The sequence below is a fragment of the Pseudomonas sp. SA195 genome (genome assembly GCF_054131565.1).
In genome coordinates this window covers 110,001-135,179 of the sequence record NZ_CP096392.1, presented here as the reverse complement: position 1 = coordinate 135,179, position 25,179 = coordinate 110,001, and the positions used below count along the sequence as shown (strand labels likewise).

General features: G+C 62.8%; 23 protein-coding genes and 2 rRNA genes (1 of these 25 cut by a window edge). 5 read left to right on the top strand and 20 right to left on the bottom strand.

What is annotated here, in order from left to right; genetic code table 11:
• Window positions 1-14: 14 nt before the first annotated feature.
• Genes cyoE through M1D78_RS00610 form a run of 4 tightly spaced genes read right to left on the bottom strand, consistent with a single transcriptional unit; the run spans window position 15 to window position 3,328 of the window.
• Window positions 15-914: a heme o synthase gene (cyoE, locus tag M1D78_RS00625; RefSeq protein WP_437422478.1), complete on the bottom strand. Its 900-nt coding sequence runs from the start codon at window positions 912-914 to the stop codon at window positions 15-17.
• Window positions 915-931: 17 nt separating this feature from the next.
• Window positions 932-1,990 carry a COX15/CtaA family protein gene (locus M1D78_RS00620; protein ID WP_437422479.1) on the bottom strand — a complete coding sequence of 353 codons (1,059 nt, stop codon included), beginning with the start codon at window positions 1,988-1,990 and terminating at the stop codon, window positions 932-934.
• A 43-nt stretch (window positions 1,991-2,033) separates the two neighbouring features.
• Window positions 2,034-2,615, bottom strand: coding sequence for a hypothetical protein (locus M1D78_RS00615; RefSeq protein WP_437422522.1), 582 nt, complete (start codon window positions 2,613-2,615; stop codon window positions 2,034-2,036).
• A 5-nt stretch (window positions 2,616-2,620) separates the two neighbouring features.
• Window positions 2,621-3,328 carry an SURF1 family protein gene (locus M1D78_RS00610; RefSeq protein ID WP_437422523.1) on the bottom strand — a complete coding sequence of 236 codons (708 nt, stop codon included), beginning with the start codon at window positions 3,326-3,328 and terminating at the stop codon, window positions 2,621-2,623.
• 82 nt (window positions 3,329-3,410) lie between these two features.
• Here M1D78_RS00610 and M1D78_RS00605 point away from each other — a divergent pair, with 82 nt between their 5' ends.
• The gene (locus M1D78_RS00605; RefSeq protein WP_437422480.1) at window positions 3,411-3,611 is read left to right on the top strand and encodes a twin transmembrane helix small protein; all 201 of its coding nucleotides are present in this window, start codon (window positions 3,411-3,413) and stop codon (window positions 3,609-3,611) included.
• 54 nt (window positions 3,612-3,665) lie between these two features.
• On the opposite strand, the gene M1D78_RS00600 is transcribed toward M1D78_RS00605, so the two are convergent.
• From M1D78_RS00600 to M1D78_RS00545, 12 genes are all read right to left on the bottom strand, one after another.
• Window positions 3,666-4,565, bottom strand: coding sequence for a cytochrome c oxidase subunit 3 (locus M1D78_RS00600; RefSeq protein ID WP_437422481.1), 900 nt, complete (start codon window positions 4,563-4,565; stop codon window positions 3,666-3,668).
• A complete protein-coding gene (locus M1D78_RS00595; RefSeq protein WP_437422482.1) occupies window positions 4,562-5,140 on the bottom strand; it encodes a cytochrome c oxidase assembly protein in 579 nt (192 codons plus the stop codon). The genes M1D78_RS00600 and M1D78_RS00595 overlap by 4 nt, the downstream gene beginning before the upstream one ends.
• A 23-nt stretch (window positions 5,141-5,163) precedes the next feature.
• Entirely contained in the window at window positions 5,164-6,792 is a 1,629-nt protein-coding gene (ctaD, locus tag M1D78_RS00590; protein WP_437422483.1) for a cytochrome c oxidase subunit I, read from the bottom strand.
• Between the two features lie 14 nt (window positions 6,793-6,806).
• A complete protein-coding gene (coxB, locus tag M1D78_RS00585) occupies window positions 6,807-7,940 on the bottom strand; it encodes a cytochrome c oxidase subunit II (RefSeq protein ID WP_437422484.1) in 1,134 nt (377 codons plus the stop codon).
• A gap of 214 nt (window positions 7,941-8,154) precedes the next feature.
• Window positions 8,155-8,412: a hypothetical protein gene (locus M1D78_RS00580; RefSeq protein ID WP_437422485.1), complete on the bottom strand. Its 258-nt coding sequence runs from the start codon at window positions 8,410-8,412 to the stop codon at window positions 8,155-8,157.
• A gap of 118 nt (window positions 8,413-8,530) precedes the next feature.
• Window positions 8,531-10,063: a SulP family inorganic anion transporter gene (locus M1D78_RS00575; RefSeq protein ID WP_437422486.1), complete on the bottom strand. Its 1,533-nt coding sequence runs from the start codon at window positions 10,061-10,063 to the stop codon at window positions 8,531-8,533.
• 10 nt (window positions 10,064-10,073) lie between these two features.
• Window positions 10,074-10,805, bottom strand: a complete 732-nt coding sequence (locus tag M1D78_RS00570; protein WP_437422487.1) for a carbonic anhydrase — start codon at window positions 10,803-10,805, stop codon at window positions 10,074-10,076.
• Window positions 10,806-10,994: 189 nt separating this feature from the next.
• Window positions 10,995-12,059 carry a PA0069 family radical SAM protein gene (locus M1D78_RS00565; protein WP_437422488.1) on the bottom strand — a complete coding sequence of 355 codons (1,065 nt, stop codon included), beginning with the start codon at window positions 12,057-12,059 and terminating at the stop codon, window positions 10,995-10,997.
• Between the two features lie 133 nt (window positions 12,060-12,192).
• Entirely contained in the window at window positions 12,193-12,960 is a 768-nt protein-coding gene (locus M1D78_RS00560) for a DUF1835 domain-containing protein (protein WP_437422489.1), read from the bottom strand.
• 17 nt (window positions 12,961-12,977) lie between these two features.
• On the bottom strand, window positions 12,978-13,256 hold the full coding sequence (locus M1D78_RS00555; protein WP_437422490.1) for a YheV family putative zinc ribbon protein: 279 nt from the start codon (window positions 13,254-13,256) through the stop codon (window positions 12,978-12,980).
• The gene (gene prlC / locus M1D78_RS00550) at window positions 13,253-15,301 is read right to left on the bottom strand and encodes an oligopeptidase A (protein ID WP_437422491.1); all 2,049 of its coding nucleotides are present in this window, start codon (window positions 15,299-15,301) and stop codon (window positions 13,253-13,255) included. The genes M1D78_RS00555 and prlC overlap by 4 nt, the downstream gene beginning before the upstream one ends.
• A gap of 134 nt (window positions 15,302-15,435) precedes the next feature.
• The gene (locus tag M1D78_RS00545) at window positions 15,436-16,425 is read right to left on the bottom strand and encodes a bile acid:sodium symporter family protein (RefSeq protein WP_437422492.1); all 990 of its coding nucleotides are present in this window, start codon (window positions 16,423-16,425) and stop codon (window positions 15,436-15,438) included.
• An 84-nt stretch (window positions 16,426-16,509) separates the two neighbouring features.
• On the opposite strand from M1D78_RS00545, the gene M1D78_RS00540 reads away from it, so the two are divergent.
• Together M1D78_RS00540 and M1D78_RS00535 are read left to right on the top strand one after the other, a co-directional pair.
• On the top strand, window positions 16,510-17,334 hold the full coding sequence (locus M1D78_RS00540) for an AraC family transcriptional regulator (protein WP_437422493.1): 825 nt from the start codon (window positions 16,510-16,512) through the stop codon (window positions 17,332-17,334).
• 31 nt (window positions 17,335-17,365) lie between these two features.
• Window positions 17,366-17,908: a gamma carbonic anhydrase family protein gene (locus M1D78_RS00535; RefSeq protein ID WP_437422494.1), complete on the top strand. Its 543-nt coding sequence runs from the start codon at window positions 17,366-17,368 to the stop codon at window positions 17,906-17,908.
• A gap of 496 nt (window positions 17,909-18,404) precedes the next feature.
• On the opposite strand, the gene M1D78_RS00530 is transcribed toward M1D78_RS00535, so the two are convergent.
• Window positions 18,405-19,163, bottom strand: coding sequence for an SDR family NAD(P)-dependent oxidoreductase (locus M1D78_RS00530; protein ID WP_437422495.1), 759 nt, complete (start codon window positions 19,161-19,163; stop codon window positions 18,405-18,407).
• A 112-nt stretch (window positions 19,164-19,275) separates the two neighbouring features.
• Here M1D78_RS00530 and M1D78_RS00525 point away from each other — a divergent pair, with 112 nt between their 5' ends.
• Window positions 19,276-20,217, top strand: a complete 942-nt coding sequence (locus M1D78_RS00525) for a LysR family transcriptional regulator (protein ID WP_437422496.1) — start codon at window positions 19,276-19,278, stop codon at window positions 20,215-20,217.
• 72 nt (window positions 20,218-20,289) lie between these two features.
• Window positions 20,290-20,934: an HAD family hydrolase gene (locus tag M1D78_RS00520; protein ID WP_437422497.1), complete on the top strand. Its 645-nt coding sequence runs from the start codon at window positions 20,290-20,292 to the stop codon at window positions 20,932-20,934.
• Here the strand turns inward: M1D78_RS00520 and M1D78_RS00515 are convergent.
• The 3 genes from M1D78_RS00515 to M1D78_RS00505 all read right to left on the bottom strand — a co-directional run.
• Entirely contained in the window at window positions 20,931-22,871 is a 1,941-nt protein-coding gene (locus M1D78_RS00515) for a metallophosphoesterase family protein (protein WP_437422498.1), read from the bottom strand. The two genes, M1D78_RS00520 and M1D78_RS00515, sit on opposite strands and share 4 nt — an antisense overlap.
• 388 nt (window positions 22,872-23,259) lie before the next feature.
• Window positions 23,260-23,375, bottom strand: a 5S ribosomal RNA gene (rrf, locus tag M1D78_RS00510).
• 135 nt (window positions 23,376-23,510) lie between these two features.
• Window positions 23,511-25,179 (bottom strand): 23S ribosomal RNA (locus tag M1D78_RS00505) (it continues 1,222 nt past the right edge of the window).

The window sequence follows — 25,179 nt, the reverse complement described above, 5'->3', positions numbered from 1 at the left end:
ACGTCCTTGGCCGGTTAGAAGGTCAGCGGCAAATAATGATCAACCAGCAAAGCGATGAACAGCGCGAAGAGGTACCAGATGCTGAACTTGAATGTCTTGATCGCGGCATGTGGGCGGCTGTCGCGATAGAGCACGACCGTCCAGAACAGGAAGCGGGCGCCCAACAGTACGGCTGCGGCCAGGTACAGCACACCACTCATGTGGATGGCAAACGGCATGACGCTCACCGCCAGCAGCATGGCGGTGTAGAGCAGGATGTGCACCTTGGTGTAGTGCTCGCCATGGGTCACGGGCAGCATCGGTACGTTGACCTTGGCGTATTCGTCCTTGCGGTGAATGGCCAGCGCCCAGAAGTGAGGTGGGGTCCAGGCGAAAATGATCAGCACCAGCAGCAGCGGTTCGGCTGTCACGTGCCCTGTTACCGCGACCCAGCCCAGCAGCGGCGGGGCAGCGCCAGCGAGGCCGCCGATGACAATGTTCTGAGGCGTGGCGCGCTTGAGAAAGCCGGTATAGATCACCGCGTAGCCGACCAGCGAAGCGAGCGTCAGCCAGGCAGCCAGCGCGTTGGTGAAGGTCAGCAGGAGCGCCATGCCCGCCACAGCGAGAGCCAGGGCGAAAAGCAAGGCGGCGGCTGGCGAGACTCGCCCCTCGGCCAACGGACGGCGGTGGGTACGGGCCATGACCGAATCGATGCGTCGATCCACGACATGATTGACGGCCGCCGCACCGCCGGCACACAGGGCGATGCCCAGGTTGCCAAATAGCAGCACGGTCCAGGGCACGCCGGCACGTGTCGCGAGAAACATGCCCACCAGCGAGGTGATGAGCATCAGCAGCACCACCTTCGGTTTGGTCAGTTCAAGGTAATCCCGCCACGTCGCTTGGGCGCCGCGTTCGCTGAGTAGAGTCGCCATGGGGTTTCTCCTTCTGGTCAAGCGCGTGGCAGGTCGAGCCTACCCGTCGTGTTCGAATCGAGGTGCGCCCGAGGTTCAGGCGCTACGGCCCTGGCCCCGAGGCTCAGGCGGTGATTGATCAGCACCGTTACCAGCAGCAGCAACGCGCCTCCCCCGTTGTGTGCGACCGCAACGGCAAGCGGAAGATTCAGTAGGACATTGCTGATGCCCAGGCCGACCTGCAGCGCGAGCGCCGCTACGAGCAGCCCAGCCAGGCGCGAAAGGCCGTGGCGCCAGAGTTGCCAGGCAAGCCCGAGCAACACGAGCATGACGACCAGCGCACCGAGCCGGTGCGTTACATGAATAGCGGTACGCGCCTCGCCATAGAGCAATCCGCCGAGGTAATTGGGGCCAATGTCGTGATGCGCGAGATTGAACGCATTGGCGAAGTCCATCGTTGGCCACCACTCGCCGTGGCAGGTCGGAAAATCAGTACAGGCGACTGCCGCGTAGTTGCTGCTGACCCACCCACCGAGCGTGACCTGACCGATCACCGCGGCCATGCCGAGTACCGCCAGGGTTCTCAAGCGGCGTGGAATGGGAGGGATCGCTGGCCGCCTTCCGGCCAGACGCAGGCTCAGGAGGAACAACAGGCTGAGGGTGGTGAAACCGCCCAACAGGTGTGCCGTGACGACCTGCGGCCAGAGCTGCAGAGTGACCGTCCACATCCCGAACGCCGCCTGCGCGATCACCACGGCGAGCAGGAGCAGAGGCAACTTCAGTGGTTGGCCCGGCAGGTCTCGCTGGCGCACCGCCCTTACCGAGAGCGCGAGAATCACCAGGCCCAGCGCGCCGGCGAAGTAGCGATGGACCATCTCGTTCCAACCCTTGTGCACTTCCACCGGTGCGTCCGGGAAGCGTTGCGCGGCCAAGGTCTGCGCCTGTTCACTCATCGGCACGGCGAGAAACCCATAGCAACCGGGCCAATCCGGGCAACCGAGGCCGGCGTGGGTCAACCGGGTGTAGGCACCCAGTAACACCACCACCACGGCGAGCAGCGTGGCGAATACGGCTAGACGGAATCCGGGTTTGGCCATCAGGTGCTCCTTGGGCGTGCTTTAGGGTTTCAGCGCGTATGGCTCAACCGATCTGGGAAATCTTCAGCAGGTGTTTGAGGTCATCGAGGATCGCCTTGCCGTTGGCCTGCTCGTCGTAGCGCAACACCAGATTGCCGTGTGGGTCGACAATCCAGAGCTGCGCACCGGTCGGCAGCGCGGGGTTGGCGCCATACCTCGCCGCGTCCAGCGGGTAGCGCTTGAGCTGCGGGTATTCGCGATGCAGGCGCGCCTCGTAGCCAGGCTCAAGCGGTGTGCCGCTGGCCAGCGCGTGGCTGGCGCGCCCGGCTTCGCGAGCCAGGCCGATATTGATCTGCCGCGCCAGATAGACCAATTCCTGACAGGCGTCAGCGCAGCCTTGCGGAGCGGTCACTAGCAACTCCCAATGCGGTTCGCTGCCCTCCGGCAGGCTGATGCCGAGCGCTTCGCGGCCTTCGCCCGTGGCGATCAGCACGCCGTCGTAGTTGCGCGTCTCCGGCACCCAGAAGCCATAGCGATACATGGCCGAGGCCAGCAACATGGGCCCGATCACTACGGCAAAGATCAACAGCAATTGCAGCCGCCCGCGGCGGCGCGAGGGCTGAACGGGGTGATAGCTGGGATTCATCGCGCTCACTGCTTGCTCCCCCGTGCCTGATGCACGCCAAAGTAAATAAACAGCGCCAGCAGCGCGGCGGCCAGGGCGAACCATTGCACGGCGTAGCCCAGATGCTGCGCAGGCTGCATGGTGGTTACCGGCCAGTCGGCACGGTAAGCGGCCGGGCCGGGCTGGAGCCGAAGCTCGTAGGCGACGCCGTCGCGATCGAGCGTTTGCCACAGCGCCTCGACGTCCACATGATTGATCAGCCTCGGCCAGCCCTCGGCCTGCCGCTTGTTCAACACGAAGGGTTTGCCGGGTGGTGCATAGACCCAGGCGGCGAGCTTCACCGGCTGGTCCGGTGTATCGAATTGCGGTGGCACGCGCCGGTCCGGCCAGGGTATCCAGCCACGATTGACCAGCACCCAGCGCCCACTGGGTTCGTCCTGCAAGGGTTGAATCAACTCCACCCCGACCTGACCATCGCGGGTGCGGCTATCGAGCAGAAAGCTGTGTTCAGCGTCGAAGGTGCCCTGGAGGTAGATACGGCTGTAGCCAGGCTCGGCGAGCCGTTCGATCTGGTCTGGGCCAACCGGCGGCGCTTGTTCACGAGCTTCCTGCCGCGCCAGCAGTTCGCGCTTCTGCTCGCCGCGCTCGAGCTGCCAAATTCCGAGCCAGACCAGCAACGGCAGCAAAACAAGCACCACGAGCGTCGGCACGAGCCCGGGCCGGAACCCGGTCATGCCACGCACCCCGGCACGTCGATAAGGCTGGCTATACTGCACCCCCACTTCCCCCAGTTCCCCTGTCACGGCGGACCCGCTCATGCTCAAGGCGGCGATTGTTCTGTTATTAGTGGCCACGTTGGTCAGTCTGTTCAGTGGTCTGTTTTTTCTGGTCAAGGACGAAAGCCGCAGCTCGCGCCTGATTACCGCCCTCTTCGTCCGCGTGTCACTCACCGCCCTGACGGTTGCGTTGATCGCCTGGGGCTTCTATTCCGGCCAGCTGCATCCAGGCTTCGGTTAAGCCGCAGCCGCTTCTAGCGAGAGGCCGGCGGCGCATCGGCGGGTTACTCCCGCCCTACAGCACATAGACAAAGACGAACAGGCCGATCCAGACCACGTCCACGAAGTGCCAATACCAGGCCGCTGCCTCGAAGCCGAAGTGCTGCTCAGGCGTAAAGTGGCCGCGGAAGCTGCGCACCAACATGACGGTCAGGATGATTGCGCCCATGGTGACGTGCGCACCGTGGAAACCCGTCAGCATGAAGAAGGTTGCGCCGTAAATGCCCGAGCCGAGCGTCAGCCCAAGCTCGGTGTAGGCATGCACGTATTCCTCTGCCTGCAGCAGCAGGAAGATCACGCCCAGCAGTACGGTGATGCCCAGCCCCAGTTTCAGTTGCTTGCGATTGCCCTTGCGCAGGGCGTGGTGCGCCCAGGTCAGGGTGAAACTGGAACTGACCAGAAGGATGGTGTTGATCAGCGGCAAGCCCCACGGGCTGATCGTGCCTTCCGGCGCCGGGTACACCTGCGGATCGGGGTTGTTCAGCAGTGGCCAGCTGTACTCGAAGTTCGGCCAGAGCATGGCGCTCACGCCCTTGTCGCCGTCACCGTCCAGCCAGGGTCCGACCCAGTAGCGGATATAGAAAAGCGTGCCGAAGAAGGCGAGAAAGAACATCACTTCAGAGAAGATGAACCAGCTCATGCCCCAGCGGAACGAGCGGTCCATCTGCGCGCTATAGAGCCCGGCTCGACCCTCGCGCACCACCGAGCCAAACCAGCCGAACATCATGTACGCGATCAGCAGCCCGCCGATGAAGAAAATGACCGGGCCGCTGATCTCGTCGCGCTCGGCCTTGAGGTCGTTGAACCAGGTGCCCAGGCCATAGACCGTCGTCAGCAGGGCGATGGTCCCCACGATCGGCCATTTACTTTGGGCGGGAACGTAGTAGTTCTCGTGCGTGGTGGTCTGTTGGCTCATTGCAGACTCTCCTTGGCCGGCTTCGAAGACGCCTGGGCTACGGCGACGGGAGGCTGGCGAGACGTGATGTCGAACAGGGTGTACGCGAGCGTCAGGTGACGCACATCCGCAGGCAGATCACGATCAACGATGAAGCGCACTGGCATTTCGATGCGCTCACCGGGTTGCAGTACTTGCTGGGTAAAGCAGAAGCATTCGGTCTTGTGGAAATACGCCGCCGCCTTGGACGGCGACACGCTGGGCACCGCCTGCGCGGTCATCGGCTTGTCGGTCGGGTTGTAGGCGACGAAGCGCATTTCCCGGCTGGAGCCCGGGTGGACGCTGAGCTGGTCGGCGACGGGCTTGAATTCCCAAACCATTCCCGACGCGTTGGTGGCCAGGAACTGCACCCGCACCTCGCGCGCCTCGTCTGCGGTCTGAGCACCTTCATAGGCGCCCGCCGTCTTGCCGTTGATGCCGAACGCCTTGCACATCACGTCGTAAATGGGCACCAGAGCAAAGCCGAAGGCGAACATCGCCACGACCACCAGCAACAGTCGACGTACTAGGCGGCCCAACGGCAGCTCAGTGTTCATGGCGACGCTCCGAGGTGGGCAGATTAGTCATGCTTCGGGCCCGTCCGGTGCTCGTGCAGTTCTTCCACGCTCGGCGGCACGCTGAAGGTGTGATACGGCGCAGGCGACGGCACACTCCACTCCAGCCCCTCGGCACCGTCCCAGGGCTTGGCCGCCGCCGCCGGACCGCCGCGAATGCACTTGATGACGATGAACAAGAACAGCAACTGCGTCGCCCCGAACATGAACGCCCCGATGCTAGAGACCATGTTGAAGTTGGCGAACATCATGTTGTAGTCCGGGATCCGTCGCGGCATCCCAGCGAGCCCGACGAAGTGCATCGGAAAGAACGCGAGGTTCATGCCGACGAAACTCATCCAGAAATGCAGCTTGGCCAGGGTTTCGTCATACATGTGCCCGGTCCACTTGGGCAGCCAGTAGTAGGCCGAGGCAAAGATGCCGAAGATCGCGCCGGGCACCAGCACGTAATGGAAATGCGCCACCACGAAGTAGGTGTCGTGGTACTGGAAATCAGCCGGCGCGATGGCCAGCATCAGCCCGGAAAAACCGCCGATGGTGAAGAGAATCACGAAGGCCACCGCAAAGAGCATCGGCGCCTCGAAGGTCAGCGAGCCGCGCCACATGGTCGACACCCAGTTGAACACCTTCACCCCGGTGGGCACCGCGATCAGCATGGTCGCGTACATGAAGAACAGCTCCCCGGTCAGCGGGATGCCGACGGTGAACATGTGGTGCGACCAGACGATGAACGAGAGAAAGGCGATGGCACCGGTGGCGTAGACCATGGAGGTGTAGCCGAACAGCGGCTTGCGGGAGAACGCCGGGATGATCGAGCTGACCGCGCCAAACGCTGGCAGGATCATGATGTACACCTCTGGGTGCCCGAAGAACCAGAACACATGCTGGAACAACACCGGGTCGCCGCCGCCCGCGGCGCTGAAGAAGCTGGTGCCGAAGTGGATGTCCATCAGCATCATCGTCACCACGCCAGCCAGTACCGGCATCACCGCGATGAGCAGGAAGGCAGTGATCAGCCAGGTCCAGACGAACAGGGGCATTTTCATCAATGTCATGCCCGGCGCGCGCAGGTTGAGCACCGTGGCAACCACATTGATCGCGCCCATGATCGAGCTGATGCCCATCAGGTGGATGGCGAAGATGAAGAAGGTCACCGACTCCGGTGCATAGGTCGTCGATAGCGGCGCGTAGAACGTCCAGCCGAAGTTCGGCCCGCCACCCTCCATGAACAGGGTCGACACCAGCAATCCGAACGCGGCGGGCAGCAGCCAGAAGCTGAAGTTGTTCATCCGCGGCAGCGCCATGTCCGGTGCGCCGATCATCAGCGGGATCATCCAGTTGGCGAGGCCGACGAAGGCGGGCATCACCGCGCCGAAGACCATGATCAGGCCGTGCATGGTGGTCATCTGATTGAAGAACTCGGGCTGCACGATCTGCAGGCCCGGCTGAAACAGCTCGGCGCGAATCACCATCGCCATCGAACCGCCCAGCAGAAAGGCGCAGAAGCTGAACCACAGGTACATCGAGCCGATGTCTTTGTGGTTGGTGGTCAGCAGCCAGCGGGAGATCCCCTTGGCCGGGCCATGGTGGTGGTCATGCCCGGCATGACCATGATCGTCGATCACTGCACTCATCGCCGCCACTCCTCTTATTGACTGGCTTCTTCGGCCTGTTTGAAGTCGAGCACGTCTTTCGGCGTGACCATGTCGCCCTTGTCGTTGCCCCAGGCGTTACGCTCGTAGGTGATGACTGCGGCAATATCGACTTCCGATAGCTGCGGCCCGAACGCCGGCATCGAGGTGCCCGGCTTACCTTTGACGACGATAGTGATGTGCCCTTCCGGTTCGCCGGTGGCGATGGGCGAACCCTTGAGCGCCGGGAACATCGGCGGCAGGCCTTCGCCGGTGGGCTGGTGGCAGCTGGCGCAGTTGGACTGGTACACCTTCTCGCCACGCTCGACGAGCTCTTCGAGCGTCCATTCCTTGCTGGTCAGCTCGGCAAGCTTGGCAGCCTCGGCTTTCTTCTCGCCGAGCCAGGTGGCGTAGTCCTCGGGCGTCTTGACGTCGACCACCACGGGCATGAAGCCGTGGTCCTTGCCACAGAGTTCGGTGCACTGGCCGCGGTAGATGCCGGGCTCATCGATGCGGGTCCAGGATTCATTGATGAATCCTGGGATGGCGTCCTTTTTCACCGCCAGGTCCGGCACCCACCAGGAATGGATGACATCGGCCGCGGTGATCAGGAAGCGCACCTTGGCGCCCGTCGGGATCACCAGAGGCTCATCAACCTCCAGCAAGTAATGCTCGCCCTTCGGTTCGAGGTTGTTGATCTGGTCGCGTGGGGTGGTGAGGTTGCTGAAGAACTCGACGTCCTCACCCAGGTACTTGTAGTGCCACTTCCACTGATAACCGGTGATCTGGATGTCGACGTCCGACTCCGACGCATCGTAGATGTGGATCAGCGTGCGCGTGGCCGGTACTGCCATGCCGACAAGAATCAGCAACGGGATGATGGTCCAAAGCACTTCGACTTTGGTGTTTTCATGGAAATTGGCTGACGTCTTCCGCTTGGAGCGGTGGTGCGCAAGCATCGACCAGAACATCACAGCGAACACCAGCACGCCGATGATCACGCAGATCCAGAAGATGGTCATGTGCAGGTCGAAGACGGAACGACTGACTTCTGTGGCGCCGGAGCGCATGTTCACGTCCCAGGCCGCTTCGGCCTGACCGAACAGCGAACACAGTCCGATCCCCATCCAGGCTCGTGGATGTCGCGGCATTGCGGGTTCCCCTTATGGTTCTTGTTATCCCGCCGACTGCTGCTGTCCGGCTGCGGGCAAGCAAATCGCTCGCACCAACATCCAGACTAGGCTCCGAACTGGCTCCCCCCAATTCCTGGTTGCCAGGCTTCGCTTTGCACGCACAGTCGGATTCGATCAGTACGCCTACGATCGGAGTATAGACAGCGTTTGAAGACTGGCAATTTAGTCAACATCAGGCTCTGGCTTCGGCCTCTGCGGGGTGGTCGTTTTTCTTCACGCCACGGATGTTCATCAGCGCCAGGCACACCTGCAGCGTGATCAACGCCCAGGCTTCGGCGGACCAACCCCAGATCACCCAGAGCAGGTTGCTCAGCAGAAAGCACCAGAAGCCCACCGTGCGCCGCCGCGGCTTCAGCGAGCCGATAAGCCAGGCCGCCAGAACCGTGACGACCATAGCGGGCCACTGCAGCAGATCGATAAAAACGTCCAATTCAGTCCTCCAGAACGAACAGCAGCGCACCGGGATAGCCGATGCGCTGCGATCTGGGAACGCACTTCAAGCGCCCCTTGCCAGAGAGTCAGGTGGCCTGCGGCTCCGATTAGTTCCCCTATGCGGTGCCGGCCAAGTGCTCCGCCTGTCGACGCCGCCCCTCGACACGCCGCGTCAGTGCGCGTGGCTCGATGATCAGCCGAGCGCCGTGCACGTCGTTGGAACGCCGCCACTCCTCGAGCAGCTCCATGCAGGCATGGTCGATGTAGCGCAGATGCTCCATCGGCACCTGCAGCCAGGCACCCTGTGGGACCGATTCGAGCGCCTTCGACAGTTGTGGCACCTTGAGAAAGGTCGCCGCGCCCTGCATGCGCAACTCGACCTGGCGGCCGTTGCAGGTCAGGTTGATCTTCAGGCGCGACGCCTGCCAGGCCAATTGCGCGAGGGTCAAGGCAAAGCCCACCAGCACGCCGGTCAGCAGGTCGGTGGCGACAATGGTCAGCGCCGTCGCGACGTGGATCAGCATCGCCATGCGCCCGTAACGGCCCAGCTGGCGCAGCGCCTTCAAGTCGATCAGCTTGAAGCCGGTATAAATCAGCACGCCCGCCAGGCTCGCCACCGGGATTCGCTCGAGCAACGTCGCCAACAGCACCACCGCCGCGAGCAGCCACACCGCATGCAGCATCGCTGACAGGCGCGTCCGCGCCCCTGCTTGCACGTTCGCCGAGCTGCGTACGATCACGCCGGTCATCGGCAGCGCGCCGACTACACCGCACAGCATGTTGCCGATACCCTGCGCCGCCAGCTCTCGATCGAAATCAGCCCGCGGGCCCTGGTGCATACGGTCCACCGCAGCAGCCGAAAGCAGCGTCTCGGCACTGGCGATGAAGGCCAGTGCCAGCGCTGCGACCAGCAGCCCTGGATCGGCTAGCGCCAACATGTCGGCCGGTCGCAGCCAGGTCACCGCCTCGGCGAGGTTGTCTGGCACCTCGACGCGGCGCACGTCCAGCCCCAACCACAAGCCTACTAACGTCGCCGCCGCGACCCCGAGCAATGCACCTGGCAACAGGCGCAGGCGCTGAGGCCGGACGCGATCCCACAGCCACATGCAGGCGATCGTCAGCAAACCGAGCGACGCGGCCAGCATGCCGTCGCCATTACCTTGAAACGGCAACGCCGACCACAGCGCGCCCGGAAAAGCGCTGAGGTTGCCCAATCCCGAGGCAGCCGGCTGAGCATCCATCATCACATGCAGCTGCGATAGCACGATGAGGATGCCGATGCCCGCCAGCATCCCGTATACCACCGCAGGCGCCGTGACTCGGAACCAGCATCCCCACTTCAGCCGCCCCGCCAGCAGTTGGAGCGCGCCAGCCAACAACAGAATCGGCCCCAGCATGGCCGCGCCATACTGCTGCACCAGCTCGAACACCAATACCGTAAGCCCTGCGGCCGGGCCGCTGACCTGCAACGGTGCGCCAGACAGCCAGCCAACCACCAATCCGCCGATGATGCCGGTCACCACGCCTTTGGCCGGGGGCATGCCCGATGCGATGGCGATGCCCATGCAGAGCGGAAGCGCTACTAGGAAAACCACCACCGAGGCCATCAGGTCCCGCGGCAGGTTCGCCTTGATCGAATCTAGGTTCATGGTCACCTCCTCAGGCTGACGCATAGCGCGGAACCGGCGTCGCCACCGGTACCTGCCCGTCACCGTCGAGGGGCGCAAAGCGGCCCGACCGGGCGTCATAGGCGAGGATCTCACTCGTCTCGATGCAGTACACCCAACCATGAATAGCGAGCTGGCCGCCTGCCAGCCGCGCGGCGACAGAGGGGTGCGTACGCAGATGGTCCAGCTGAGCCACGACATTTTCTTCGGTGAGCACACCAAGGTGCTCGCCGCCGCAGCCACAGTTCTGCTCGACCAAGCTGCGCGCGACCTCACAATGCCGCAGCCAGGCGCGGACCGTGGGCATCCGCTCCAGCCCATGCGGGTTCAGCACCGCTTTCATCGCGCCGCAATCGGAATGGCCACAGATGATGATGTGCTGGACGTTGAGCACCATCACGGCGTATTCGATGGCCGTCGACACGCCGCCGTTCATCTGGCCGTACGGTGGCACCACATTGCCGACGTTGCGGGTGACAAACAGATCGCCGGGCGAACTCTGGGTAATCAGCTCCGGCACGATGCGCGAATCGGCGCACGTGATGAACATGGCGCGCGGTTGCTGGGCTCTGGCCAGGCGAGTGAACAGCGCCTGCTGTTCGGGGTAGATCTCAGTACGGAAGCGGCGAAAGCCGTCGACGAGACGGGTGAAGGACTCGTCGGCGCTTTCGCCGCGTGCAGGCAAGTCGATGGGCTCGGGGCGGGTATGGATGGGTTCACGCATGGCGGGTCTCCTGATGGGCGATGGGCGCGCCATCGTCCGGGCCCACTGCGGCCCGTGACTGACTGGTCACGCCTGCCTGGAGGCTAGTCACCGAGACTTAACCGAAACTGAACGAACCGCTCTATCTCGCCGCTTTCAGACGAAACGTCCAATTGCGCAGTGATGCCATGTCGAGCGTATGGAATAGCGCTAGAGCAGTGACATCTGCACGCCCGGCACGGCGAACCGGGTGCAGTCGAGACCGTAGTTCTGGTCGCGGCGAGTAAAACCCAATCGCTTGCAGGCCAGCTGGAAGCGCTGGGCCAGCAGTTGAGCGAACTGCCCTTCGCCGCGCATGCGGCTGCCAAAACGGCTGTCGTAATCCTTGCCGCCTCGTGACTGGCGGACCAGGCTCATCACATGCGCGGCCCGCTGAGGGAAATGCTCCTGCAGCCGCTCATCGAACAACGTAGCCACCTCATGGGGCAGCCGCAGCAGCACGTAACCGGCTGAGCGGGCCCCGGCATCACGTGCGGCCTCGAGCATGCGTTCCAGCTCCATGTCATTGATCATGGGAATCATCGGCGCGCACATCACACTGACCGGCACGCCCGCTTCGTTCAATGTGCGCAGCACGCGAAGCCGGGCCGACGGCGAGGCCGCACGCGGCTCCATGATGCGCTTGAGTTCATCGTCTAACGTGGTGAGGCTGACCGAGACGCTGACCAATCGTTGTTCCGCCAACGGCACCAGCAGGTCGAGATCGCGCAGCACCAGCGAGCCCTTGGTGATGATGTGCACCGGATGCTTGAAGCGCAGCAGCGCCTCCAGCGCCTGACGCGTCAGCTGCTGCTCGCGTTCCAGCGGTTGATAGGCATCGGTGTTCACCCCGAGGGCGATGGGCTGCGGTACGTAGCCTCGTTTGCTCAGCTCTTGCTCCAGGCGCTCGGCGAGGTTGGTCTTCGCAATCAACCGAGTCTCGAAGTCGATGCCGGGCGACATGTCCCAGTACGCATGGCTCGGCCGCGCAAAGCAGTAGATGCAGCCGTGCTCACAGCCGCGATAGGGATTGACCGAACGATCGAAGCCGACATCCGGTGACTGGTTGCGGGTGAGCACGCTTTTCGCCGTCTCGAATCGCACTTCGGTCGCGCGGGTCGTGGGCACGTCCTGCTCCCAGCCATCGTCGTACGCCTCGCTGCGAGTCGGGGCGAAACGATTGTCCGGGTTGATCGCAGTGCCGCGACCGCGCGGCGTGCTCTTCGGCGGGTACATGGCAGGCTCCGGAATACTGTATATCGATACAGTATCAGAACATGGCGAAGCATCGCCAATGTCACCGCACCCGCCCGTCGCGTAGGTTGATTGCGCCTATCGAGCCAGCCCCCTGCAGACGGCCGAGATCGAGTCAGCTCGAAGGACGTCGCACCTGCACCTTGCTGTATTCAGCCTGCGCGTCGTCACTGAGCAAAAGAACGCCGCGTCTCGCCAGCTCGCGGGCGCGCCAGTAGAGAAACATGTCCGTGGCGAAGAACCCATTGCAGTGGCCCATGACCTCGGCCATGGCGCGTGCCAATGGCATCCAGTCGTCGCGGCAGGCCCCAACTAATGCTTCGTCGATCTGCGCATTGTCCTCGCCAACGAAGCGCCCATCGACCCAACGCCGTATCGCTGCATTTTCAGCAACGGCAGCGCGCCATTGGCTGGCGAGGTTGGCCGTTCGGATCGGCTCTACAAGGCGCGGCTGATAAAGCGCTGCCAAGGCATCGGGTGCGTGCATGGACACTGCCATGCGGGCACCGGCGCGGCTGTCACCAGTGCCGCACACGACTTCGTAAAACGGTAACGGCGAGCCTTCAAGCGCCGCCGCCACGCGCGCCAACATCAGCTGTTCGGACGCACTATCGCCATGCCAGACCGTGAATTGGCGCGACTGGGTGCCGATGCTGGCGAGCCATTCGGCGTCGGCCGCCACACCGGCGAAGTCGGGCTGAGGCTCCAGCCTGGCAGGCCAGACGCGCTCCCAGAACACCACCCGCTCAGCGCAAGGCGGTGATTCGATATCGGCAAGGGGGCCAACCGCAAGATCATCCCGCAGGATCCGAAGCTCATTGCCTTCGGCCAGCAACTGCCGGACGTTGTCCGCCGCGAGGTCGCCACAGGTGAGATGCCACATGGCGAGCCTCCTTCGGATCAGTCGGTTTTTTTCTTCAGCTTTGGATTGGGAAAGAATTGCACGGCCTGCACCTGCGGATCGGCCGGCTTCGGCTTGGCCTGGTTGACCCGCGTACCTAATTCCATGGGCACCGACTGGCCCTGGGCGTTGAGGGTATCGGCGTAGCCGCACTCGACGCATTCGCGATGCGGAACGCCGTCGACATCCCACATCTTGATGCTGTCGCTGGCGCTGCACGCCGGGCATACAGCCCCGGCGATGAAGCGCTTGGTGGTCACCTTGGGCGCGTCGCTCATGCCACGTTCTCCGTCAGGCCGAGGTGGCGCAGCAAGGCGTCGGTCGACGGCTCGCGACCGCGGAAGTCGACGAACAGCACCATCGGCTCCTGCGAGCCGCCGCGCGCCAGGATGGCGTCGCGGAAGGCGCGGCCGGTGTCGGGGTTGAACACGCCCTCTTCCTCGAAGCGCGAGAAGGCATCGGAGGACAGCACCTCGGCCCACTTGTAGCTGTAATAGCCCGCCGCATAACCGCCAGAGAAGATGTGCGCGAAGCTGTTGGGGAAGCGATTGCTGGCCGGCGGACGCATGACCGAGACCTCGTCGCGGATGCTCTCCAGGACCTGCAGCACGCTGCGGCCGTCGCCATGGGTGGCGTGCAGTTCGAAGTCGAACAGTGAGAACTCCAGCTGGCGCACCATCATCAGGCCGGACTGGAAGTTCTTCGCAGCCAGCATCTTGTCGAGCAGATCCTGCGGCAGGGTTTCACCGGTCTGGTAGTGGCCTGAGATCAGCGCCAGGCCTTCTGGCTCCCAGCACCAGTTTTCCATGAACTGGCTCGGCAGCTCGACCGCGTCCCAGGCCACACCGTTGATGCCCGAGGCACCGGCATGCTCAACCTGGGTCAGCAGGTGGTGCAGGCCATGGCCGAACTCGTGAAAGAGCGTGGTGACTTCATCGTGCGTCAGCAGCGCCGGGCGCTCACCCACTGGCGGAGTGAAGTTGCAGACCAGGTTGGCGACCGGCGTTTGCAGCGTGCCGAGGCAGGTACGGCGCTTGTCGCGCGCCCCATCCATCCAGGCGCCACCGCGCTTGTTGGCCCGCGCGTAAAGGTCGAAGAAGAAGCGCCCGACGTGCTCGCCCTTCTCACGGATTTCGAACAGGCGAACATCCGGATGCCAGCTGTCGAAGTGCTCCAGCTCGTGAATCTCGATGCCGTACAGGCGCTTGACGATGGCAAACAGGCCGGACAGCACCTTATCCACCGGGAAGTACGCACGCAGTTCTTCCTGACTCAGGCTGTAGCGGGCCTGGCGCAGCTTCTCGCCGAAGTAATTGACATCCCAGCTCTGCAGATCGGTGACACCCTGCTCAGCGGCGAAGGCGCGCAACTCTTTCAGGTCGCGCTCGGCGAACGGCTTGCTGCGCGTGGCTAGATCCCGCAGGAAGCCCAGCACCTGGTCGGTGCTATCGGCCATCTTGGTCGCCAACGACAGCTCGGCGTAGTTGCCGAAGCCCAGCAGCTGCGCCAGTTCCTGACGCAGGTCAAGGATCTGCTCCATCACCGGGCCATTGTCGAACTGGCCGGCGTTCGGCCCTTGGTCGGAAGCACGGGTGGAATAGGCGACGTAGACCTCTTCGCGCAGCTCACGATTGTCGGCGTAGGTCATCACGGCGTAGTAGCTGGGGAATTCGAGACTGATCAGCCAGCCATCCAGCTCCTTGGCCTTGGCGGCTTCGGCCATCTGCGCCTTGGCCGAATCGGTGATGCCGGCCAGCAGGCTTTCGTCGGTGACGTGCTTGGTCCAGGCCTGGGTGGCATCGAGCAGCTGGTTGGAAAAGGTGCTGCCCAGCTCGGCGAGCTTCATGCGGATCGCGCCGAAGCGTTGCTGCTCGGCTGGCGGCAGATCGATGCCGGAGAGGCGGAAATCACGCAGGGCGTGGTCGATGATGGTCTTTTGCGCCACATCGAAGCCGTCGGCCTCGGGGCTCACCGACAGCGCCTGGTAGGCGGCAAACAGGTCGGCGTTCTGACCCAATTCGGTGGCGTAGGCCGACAGCTTCGGCAAGCAGGCCTCGTAGGCGCTGCGCAATTCGGGGTTGTTGCGCACCGCGTTGAGGTGGCTGACCGGGCCCCAGGCGCGGCTGAGGCGCTCGTTCATTTCGTCGAGGCCGACCACCAGGGTGCTCCAGTCAAGGCTCTCGGCCGGGCGGCTGAGCAACTCCTGCAAGGCGACGCGGTTCTCGCCGAGGACGGTATCGACCGCCGGCTCGACGTGCTCCGGGCGAATCTCGGAATAGGGCGGCAGGTCGAAGTCCCGAAGCAGCGGGTTGGTATCGGTCACGGCAGTTGCCCCTTCTGAATGAATGATCACCGGTGCATGTTAAAGACAAATGCCCGACCGCGCAGCTGGGGAACGCGGCGATAGAGCGGCTCTATGTACGACCAAACGACGCGGGCAGCGGGCATCCGTACCGGTTATTGGACCGCCACCTCCTCGGGCAATTCAGGCCGCCGCGCATAGCGTTGGGCGAGCACGGTGCAGACCATCAGCTGGATCTGGTGAAACAGCATCAGCGGCAGGATGATCATGCCGACCGCGCTGGTGGCGAACAGCACCTGCGCCATGGGCACGCCGGTCGCCAGGCTCTTCTTCGAACCAGCGAAGAGGATGGTGATGCGGTCTTCCAGATTGAAGCCGAACAGCTTGGCCAGCATGGCCGTCAGCCACAGCACGATGGCCAGCAGCAGGCAGCAAGCGACGACCAGCCCCAGCAGATGACCCAGCGGCACAAGCTGCCAGAGACCCTCGACCACTGCGCCACTGAACGCCGTGTAGACCACCAGCAGGATCGAGCTTTGATCGACCGTCTTCAGCCAGCTCTTGTTGCGCGTCACCCAGGCGCCGATCCAGCGGCGCGCGACCTGCCCGGCGATGAAAGGCACCAGCAATTGCAGGACGATCTTGCCGATCGAGTCCAGCGTCGAGCCGCTATCGCCTTCGACGCCCATCAACAGCAGCACCAGCAGAGGTGTGAGGAAGATGCCGATCAGGCTGGACGCCGCGGCGCTGCAGATCGCGGCGGGCACATTGCCGCGCGCCAGTGAGGTAAAGGCGATAGCCGACTGCACCGTGGCGGGCAACGCACAGAGATAGAGCATGCCCATGTACAGCTCGTTGCCCACCAGCGGGGTCAGCACCGGTTTCAGTGCCAGCCCCAGCAGCGGAAACATGACGAAGGTACAGGCGAACACCAACAGATGCAGGCGCCAGTGACCGGCACCGGCGAGGATGGCTTCTCGCGACAGCTTGGCGCCGTGCATGAAGAACAGCAGGGCGATGGCGGCGGCCGTCAGCCATTCGAAGAACACCGCGCCGCGCCCTTCGCAGGGAAACAGGGTAGCGATGGCAACCACGGCGAGCAGGGCCAGGGTGAAGTTGTCAAAGACGATTCGGAGCTTGGCCATTGAACGGCTTCCTTGGGCTTGCGGGCGACAGGAATCGACCTTAACGTGGGCGCCACCTTCCGACTAACGCCAAGCAGGCACGAAATGTCGCCAATCGGACAAGAAGCCGCGCTGATCACCCGCCTCGGTGCGCTCAAGTCGCTGCCACGGCCGGTCTATGGCCAGCTCGACTCACCGCCCAACCTCAAGCTTGGCTACCGCCACAGCCATCCCTGGGTGCAGCTGTCCCACGCGGTCGAAGGCGTGCTCGAAGTGCGCACCGACAATGGTCGCTTCATTGCGCCACCGCTGCGTGCGGTGTGGATTCCGGCCGGCGTGACACACCAGGTCTTCTGCGCGCCGGACACCTGCATCCGCAGCCTCTACATCGACCGAGCCGTGGCCGGCGATGCGCCCGAGCATTGCCGCGTGCTGCAGGTCAGCCCGCTGCTGCGCGAACTGATCCGGCATTTCAGCACCCTGCCCGAAGCCTATGCCGAAGACGGCGCGGAGGGGCGCCTGGTGCAGGTGCTGCTCGATCAACTAGGTTGCGCGCCGGAGGTCGAACTGGTGCTGCCGCTGCCGGCCGAGCCACGTTTGCATCGGTTGTGCAAAAGCCTGCAGGCGCAACCGGAATCCCAGGAAGGGCTGGCCGACTGGAGCCGTACCCTCGGCGTTTCGGAACGGACCCTGAGCCGGCTGTTCCTGCGCGAAACCGGCCTGACCTTCCGTGCCTGGCGCCAGCGCATGCGGCTGCTCAGCGCCCTGCCGGCACTGGAGCGTGGCGAGCGGGTGACCGACGTGGCGCTGGGCTGCGGTTATGAATCCCTATCGGCGTTTATCGCCGCCTTTCGTGAACAGTTCGGCGCCACGCCGGGCGAATTCTTCCGTCCCGGCAGCAACGCCGCCGAAGGTCGGGTCTATCAGTGACCGAGCGTCCTTACGTCTACAGGAGCCACCCATGAGCATCCGAACCTTCCAAGGCCACACGCCGGCACTCGGCGAGCGCGTCTTCGTCGACCCCAGCGCCGTGCTCATCGGCGACATCGAGATCGGCGAAGACAGCTCCGTCTGGCCGCTGACCGTGATCCGCGGCGATATGCATCGCATCCGCATCGGCGCGCGCACCAGCATCCAGGACGGCAGCGTGTTGCACATCACCCACGCCGGCCCGTTCAACCCGGACGGCTTCCCGCTGACCATCGGCGACGAAGTCACCGTCGGTCACAAGGTCACGCTGCACGGCTGCACCCTGGGCAGCCGCATCTTGGTGGGCATGGGTTCGATCGTGATGGACGGGGCGGTGGTCGAAGACGAGGTCATCATCGGCGCCGGCAGCCTGGTGCCACCGGGCAAGACGCTGGAAAGCGGTTACCTCTACGTCGGCAGCCCGGTGAAGCAGGCCCGGCCGCTGACCGAAAAAGAGCGCAGCTTCTTCAGCTATACCGCCGTCAATTACGTGAAGCTGAAAAATCAGCACTTGGCCGAGGGCTGCGACGGCTGACGACCGACGCAGGCCCACAACGCGCCGTGGCCTGGCGCGGCGCTGCTAGACACTCTGTAGGAGCGGGCTCTGCCCTCGCCCCGGAGCCGCGCCGTGCCACTCCAAGCCCCTATTCGCGACCAAGGTCGCTTCCACAAAAAGCCGACCCAGCAACGCCCGCTCGCAGCCATCCTCGCACGCACGGTTCCTGTAAGAGCGGGCTCTGCCCGCGATCCGGAGCCGCGCCGTGCTACTCCAAGCCCCTATTCGCGACCAAGGCCGCTCCTACAAGAAAAGCAGACCCAGCGAAGCCAGCACGCAGCCAACCTACACGCACGCCCCTGTAGGAGCGGGCTCTGCCCGCGACCCCGGAGCCACGCCGAGCCACTCCAGACACTCATTCGCAACCAAGGTCGCTCCCACAAAAGCCGACCCAGCCACGCCCGCTCGCAGCCATCCTCGCACGCACGGTTCCTGTAAGAGCGGGCTCTGCCCGCGATCCGGCGGTCACGCCCCGCTAGAGAAACATCCCGCCCGACGCCTCGATCCGCTGCCCATTGATCCAGCGTCCGCCCTCGCCGAACAGGGCGGCCACGGCGAGACCGATGTCATCGGCCTGCCCCACCCGCCCCAAGGCCGTGTTGCTGGCGACGAAGGCGTTGAGGTCGGCGTTGTCACGCACCGCGCCGCCACCGAAGTCGGTTTCGATGGCTCCCGGGGCGATCACGTTGACGCTGATGCCACGCGCACCCAGCTCGCGCGCCTGATAGCGGGTCAGCACTTCGATGCCGCCTTTCATCGCGGCGTAGGCGGCGTAGCCCGGCAGCGAAAAACGGGCCAGACCACTGGAGACGTTGAGGATGCGCCCGCCGTCAGCGATCAGCGGCAGCAGCGTCTGGGTCAGGAAGAACGGCCCCTTGAGATGCATGTTCATCAGCAGGTCGAACTGCGCCTCGCTGGTGTCGACGAAGCTCACGTGCTCGCCGACGCCCGCGTTATTGAACAGAAAATCGATATCGGAACGGCCGAAGCGCTCCGGCAGCGCACCGCGCAAGCGCTCGGCGAACGCCGGGAAGCTCGCGCTTTGCGTCACATCCAGCTGCAGCATCAAGGCCCGCGCGCCGCGGTTTTCGATCTCGTGCGCCACCGCCTGCGCCTCGGCCGCTTTGCTGTGGTAGGTGCCGATGATGTCGACGCCTTCTGCGGCGAGATGCAGGGCCGCACTACGCCCCAGCCCGCGGCTGGCACCGGTGATCAAAGCGAGTTTGCGTTTCATGGGGGATCTCCCGACTGGTTGGTGACGGGACCAGCGTATTGGCCCAGGATGCCCGGTTAAATCCATTAAGCTTGGATAGACTGTTCGTACACACCGACCAATCGAGACCGTCATGACCAACATTCTCGAACTGCTGCGGACCTTTGTCCGCGTCTATGAACTGGCCAGCTTCACCGCTGCGGCGGACAACCTCGGCCTACCCCGCTCCACCGTTTCCGAACAGATTCGCGCGCTGGAGCGACGCCTCGGTGCCCGGCTGCTTCAGCGCACCACGCGGCGGGTCCAGCCGACCCAGGATGGCCAGCTGCTGTACGAGCGCAGCCGCGACATGCTCGACCAGGCCGACGACATCGAGGTGCTGTTCCGTGACAGCCGCGCGCTCACCGGGCGTCTTCGCATCGACCTGCCGGTGGCCCTGGCGCGCAGCCTGGTAATGCCGCGGTTGGGTGAGTTTCTCGAGCGGCACCCGGCCATCGAGATCGAAGTCAGCGCCACCGACCGGCTGGTGGATCTGGTGCGCGAGGGGTTCGATTGTGTGTTGCGCATCGGCGAGGTGGCAGACACCGGCCTGGTTGCACGGCGGCTCGGCCGCTATCCGCTGGTGAACTGCGCCAGCCCGGCCTATCTGGAACGGCACGGCATACCCAAGACGCTGGCGGACCTCGCCGACCACCAGCTGATCCATTACGTGCCGGTGCTCGGCGCACGTTCGGCCGGCTTCGAATACCAGGAAAACGGCAAGCCGATGTGCCTGCCGATGCAGGGCCGGGTGACGGTCAACAACAGCGACAGCTACAAACTGGCCTGCATCGGCGGTTTTGGCCTGATTCAGGTGCCGCTCGCCGGGGTCCGCGATGCCCTCGAAAGCGGCGAGCTGCAGATGGTGCTGCCGGACTACGTTCCGGCGCCGATGAGCGCATCGCTGCTATACGCCCACCGGCGCAACCTGCCGCGCCGGGTGCGCGCGTTCATGGACTGGCTGGCCGCGCTGATTGAACAAGACCTGGCCGCCGCGCAGGCGCTTGCCCAGCACATGCAAACGCGGGCCAGCTGAGCCCGTCACCGTTTGCCCTGACGCCGCGGGTTCGGGACAATTGTGGACCCACCCAGCAGCCGGCCGCCCTCCATGCACCACTCCACCATTCTTTTCGACCTCGACGGCACCCTCACCGACCCGCGCGAGGGCATCACCCGCTCGATTCAGCATGCACTGGCCCAGCTTGGCATCGACGAACCGGACCTGAGCAAGCTCGAACCCTTCATCGGGCCGCCGCTGCTGCAGGCATTCATGGAGTTCTATGGCTTCGACGAAGCGCGGGCTTGGGAAGCCGTCGGTCATTACCGCGAGCGTTTCAAGACGGTCGGGCTGTACGAGAACCTGCTGTTCGACGGCGTGCTGGAGCTGCTCGAACACCTGCGCGGGCAAGGCCGGACGCTCTACGTCGCGACCTCGAAGCCGTCAGTCTTCGCCCGCGAGATTGCCCGACATTTCGCCTTCGACCACCACTTCAAGCTGATCTATGGCAGCGAGCTGGACGGCACCCGCACCAATAAGGTCGAGCTGATCGCCCATGTGATTGCCGAAGAAGGGCTCGATCGGGAACAGACACTGATGATCGGCGACCGCAAACACGACCTGATCGGCGCGCACCAGAACGGGCTGAAAGCCGCGGCGGTGGGCTACGGCTTCGGCAGCCATGCCGAGCTGATGGCGCAATCGCCAGCGTATTACTACGCCACGCTGCCCGAGCTGCGCGCGGCGTTCGGCTAAGGCGTCTGGTCGCGTTCGGGAGCGAAGCTCACAGGTGGTGACCCATCGGCGTTGATCTGCTGCACCTGCGACGGCCGGCCCTCGGCATCGAGCCGAATGCGACCAATGCCCGAGCCGTTCCACAGGCGTTCGCCAGATCGGCTGCGGCTCGGCAACCACGGTTGGACCCGCACCCGGCGGCGCTTGGTGAACCAATTCAGCGGCGAGCGCGGTGAATACAGCCAGCGATTGAGCCGGTCGAACAGATCCAGCAGGCGCCGGGGAAACTCGTTTTTCACGCCGCTGCTGGTGATCTGCCAGATGTTCGGCCCTTCTGCCCGCCCACGGACATGCACCTGATAGGCGAACGAATAGTGCACGTCGCCGGAGAGGATCACGTAGTTACCCGGCGTGCGGGTATGACGGAAGATGTTGAGCATGACCTGCGCTGCGCCGCGGTGGGCCATCCAGTTTTCCGCATCGACCAACAGCGACAGCCCGGCCCAGCTGAATGCGCGTTGTACGGTCTCGATCAGCTTGACGCCGAACATCGGCGCCGGCGAGACGATAATCACCGAACGATGATCAAGCAATTCCTGCTGAAAGTCCGTCAACGCTTCCCAATCCATCAGCCCGGAAGGCCGGCTCAGGTTTCGCTCGCTGCGCCAGCGTCGGGTACGGGTGTCGAGCACCACGACCGGGGGATCGCTCGGCACGACGTAACCCCAGCCTGGATGCTTTAACACCTCATCGACGACGCGGTTGTGCGCGATGCAATCCAGCGTTCCGTCCTTTTCGCTTGCCATGAACCGCTGCACCGATACTAGCAAGCCATCAAAGGCCTCAGGCTCGTTGCCCCACGCCTGGCATAGGAGATAACCAAGCAAGGCATTGCCAATGATCCGCCGCGAGAAGGGATGGCCATACGCCGTCGCTTCCCAGCGGGCACTCAGGTTCCAGTCATCAGTGATGTCGTGATCGTCAAAGATCATGAATGTCGGGAGGTGCGCCAATACTCGGGCGACCCGCGGCAGTCCCGCTCTAAAGGCCTGGACGGCGTGGATTTCCCGTGCGTAGCGGCCGGCCAGCTTCCCGTCGAGTATCGGCATGCTCATATCAATCAAGCCCCAAGGCACGGGCGACCACACCAGCATGTACATCGCCATGACTTCGCCCAGCGATACGAGGTGGTTGTGCGCGTTAGCAGTCGTAAAAATTGGCTTCTCCACTCCGCCAAAAAAGCGTTCCCGCACCGCCTCGTTCGATTTGAAGGCCGGTAGAAGCTGCTCACGCCGATAATAGGTAGCGGGGTGGTTCATGAGTTCGTCGCTGTGACCAACCACCGCACCCTCAAGCTGTTCAGCATAGAGTCCCAACCGCCGAACCAAGGCATGAATGGCGACGAGCGTTGGCCCTGCGACATCGTCGGCATATACCTGATCCCCGGTCATCAAGAGTGTCGCTGGCCAGCGCGCCGGGCAATGACGCGCGTTCTCGATGAGGCTATCGATGGCCACCAGCCCATCGGCAGAGGGGTGGTGCGGCTTTCGACAGGATCCATGCATGAGATCATCGAATCGCGCCTTGATTACGAATGCGGGCCGGCACTCGCCCTGATAGAGCAGGTGCGGCGCATACGCCACGATCCCAAGCGGGCCCTCGGGGCGAGCAACAAGAAGGTCATAGCCGACCAAGGTGTCAACGGGCAGAGCTTGGTCCAGACGGATATCGAGAAGATGCAGCCACGCCGACGCGCCGAAACGGACCCGTTGGCAACGCCCGCCGTCACACTCCATCGCGAGTTCTGGGGCGCTCTCAGGTTGCAGTATCAGGCGCAGCGACAACGTATCAGACGCGACAAGCCAGAACACCAGCCTGTCCGCTTCTATACGCCGCAATAAAGGTCCGGCCAGGACCAGTGGTAAAGCGGTACAAGCATCGGAATTCAATCGCTGCATTCAAGGCTCGTTAGTGGTTAACCGGATCCAAGTGTAACGAGGCCGGCCAGCACTGAAACCAATCGCTCATAGTCCGGACTCGCCGGCCTGAAGGCGAGCCGCACCCATAACGCTAACGGCGCAGTGGAACAGCGAGATGAAGACACTGTTAACGCCTGCTTCGCACTGCTGCTTTCTCGCTGACAGCCTCAAAGGGATAGCAGGCGGTCCCCAAGGTATATTCTCAAGGAACATGGCAGAGCGAGGCCGACCGTGCCCTGTCGCGCTCAGCACAAATCACATTCACACAACAGATATCTACGTGAAGCCTCGCATCCTCGTGGATCATTTTCCAGCCCACAAAGACAAACCCCCGGCCATCATAGATGGTCGGGGGTTTGGTGTATAAGCTTGACGATGACCTACTCTCACATGGGGAAGCCCCACACTACCATCGGCGATGCGTCGTTTCACTTCTGAGTTCGGGATGGGATCAGGTGGTTCCAACGCTCTATGGTCGTCAAGCAATCTGGTTGGGGAGTCGGTGTTGAGTCGCTTCCCCGAATTGGGCATGTGGTGTTCTGCGAGTGATGCTGATTTTCGGTTTGTTTGTCGACTTCGACCGTCTGACACACAAACATCAAATTGTTTGGGTGTTATATGGTCAAGCCTCACGGGCAATTAGTATGGGTTAGCTCAACGCCTCACAGCGCTTACACACCCCACCTATCAACGTCGTAGTCTTCGACGGCCCTTTAGGGAGCTCAAGGCTCCAGTGAGATCTCATCTTGAGGCAAGTTTCCCGCTTAGATGCTTTCAGCGGTTATCTCTTCCGAACATAGCTACCCGGCAATGCCACTGGCGTGACAACCGGAACACCAGAGGTTCGTCCACTCCGGTCCTCTCGTACTAGGAGCAGCCCCTCTCAAATCTCAAACGTCCACGGCAGATAGGGACCGAACTGTCTCACGACGTTCTAAACCCAGCTCGCGTACCACTTTAAATGGCGAACAGCCATACCCTTGGGACCGGCTTCAGCCCCAGGATGTGATGAGCCGACATCGAGGTGCCAAACACCGCCGTCGATATGAACTCTTGGGCGGTATCAGCCTGTTATCCCCGGAGTACCTTTTATCCGTTGAGCGATGGCCCTTCCATACAGAACCACCGGATCACTAAGACCTACTTTCGTACCTGCTCGACGTGTCTGTCTCGCAGTCAAGCGCGCTTTTGCCTTTATACTCTGCGACCGATTTCCGACCGGTCTGAGCGCACCTTCGTACTCCTCCGTTACTCTTTAGGAGGAGACCGCCCCAGTCAAACTACCCACCATACACTGTCCTCGATCCGGATAACGGACCAGAGTTAGAACCTCAAAGTTGCCAGGGTGGTATTTCAAGGATGGCTCCATGAGAACTGGCGTCCCCACTTCAAAGCCTCCCACCTATCCTACACAAGCAAATTCAAAGTCCAGTGCAAAGCTATAGTAAAGGTTCACGGGGTCTTTCCGTCTAGCCGCGGATACACTGCATCTTCACAGCGATTTCAATTTCACTGAGTCTCGGGTGGAGACAGCGCCGCCATCGTTACGCCATTCGTGCAGGTCGGAACTTACCCGACAAGGAATTTCGCTACCTTAGGACCGTTATAGTTACGGCCGCCGTTTACCGGGGCTTCGATCAAGAGCTTCGCTTGCGCTAACCCCATCAATTAACCTTCCGGCACCGGGCAGGCGTCACACCCTATACGTCCACTTTCGTGTTTGCAGAGTGCTGTGTTTTTAATAAACAGTCGCAGCGGCCTGGTATCTTCGACCGGCATGAGCTTACGGGGTAAACCCTTCACCCTCACCGGCGCACCTTCTCCCGAAGTTACGGTGCCATTTTGCCTAGTTCCTTCACCCGAGTTCTCTCAAGCGCCTTGGTATTCTCTACCCAACCACCTGTGTCGGTTTGGGGTACGGTTCCTAGTTACCTGAAGCTTAGAGGCTTTTCCTGGAAGCATGGCATCAACCACTTCTCCTTCTAAAAGAAGGATCGTCATCAGTTCTCGGCATTAAGATCCCGGATTTACCTAAGATCTCTGCCTACCACCTTAAACTTGGACAACCAACGCCAAGCTGGCCTAGCCTTCTCCGTCCCCCCATCGCAGTAACTAGAAGTACGGGAATATTGACCCGTTTCCCATCGACTACGCTCTTCAGCCTCGCCTTAGGGGCCGACTCACCCTGCGTCGATTAACGTTGCGCAGGAACCCTTGGTCTTTCGGCGTGCGAGTTTTTCACTCGCATTGTCGTTACTCATGTCAGCATTCGCACTTGTGATACCTC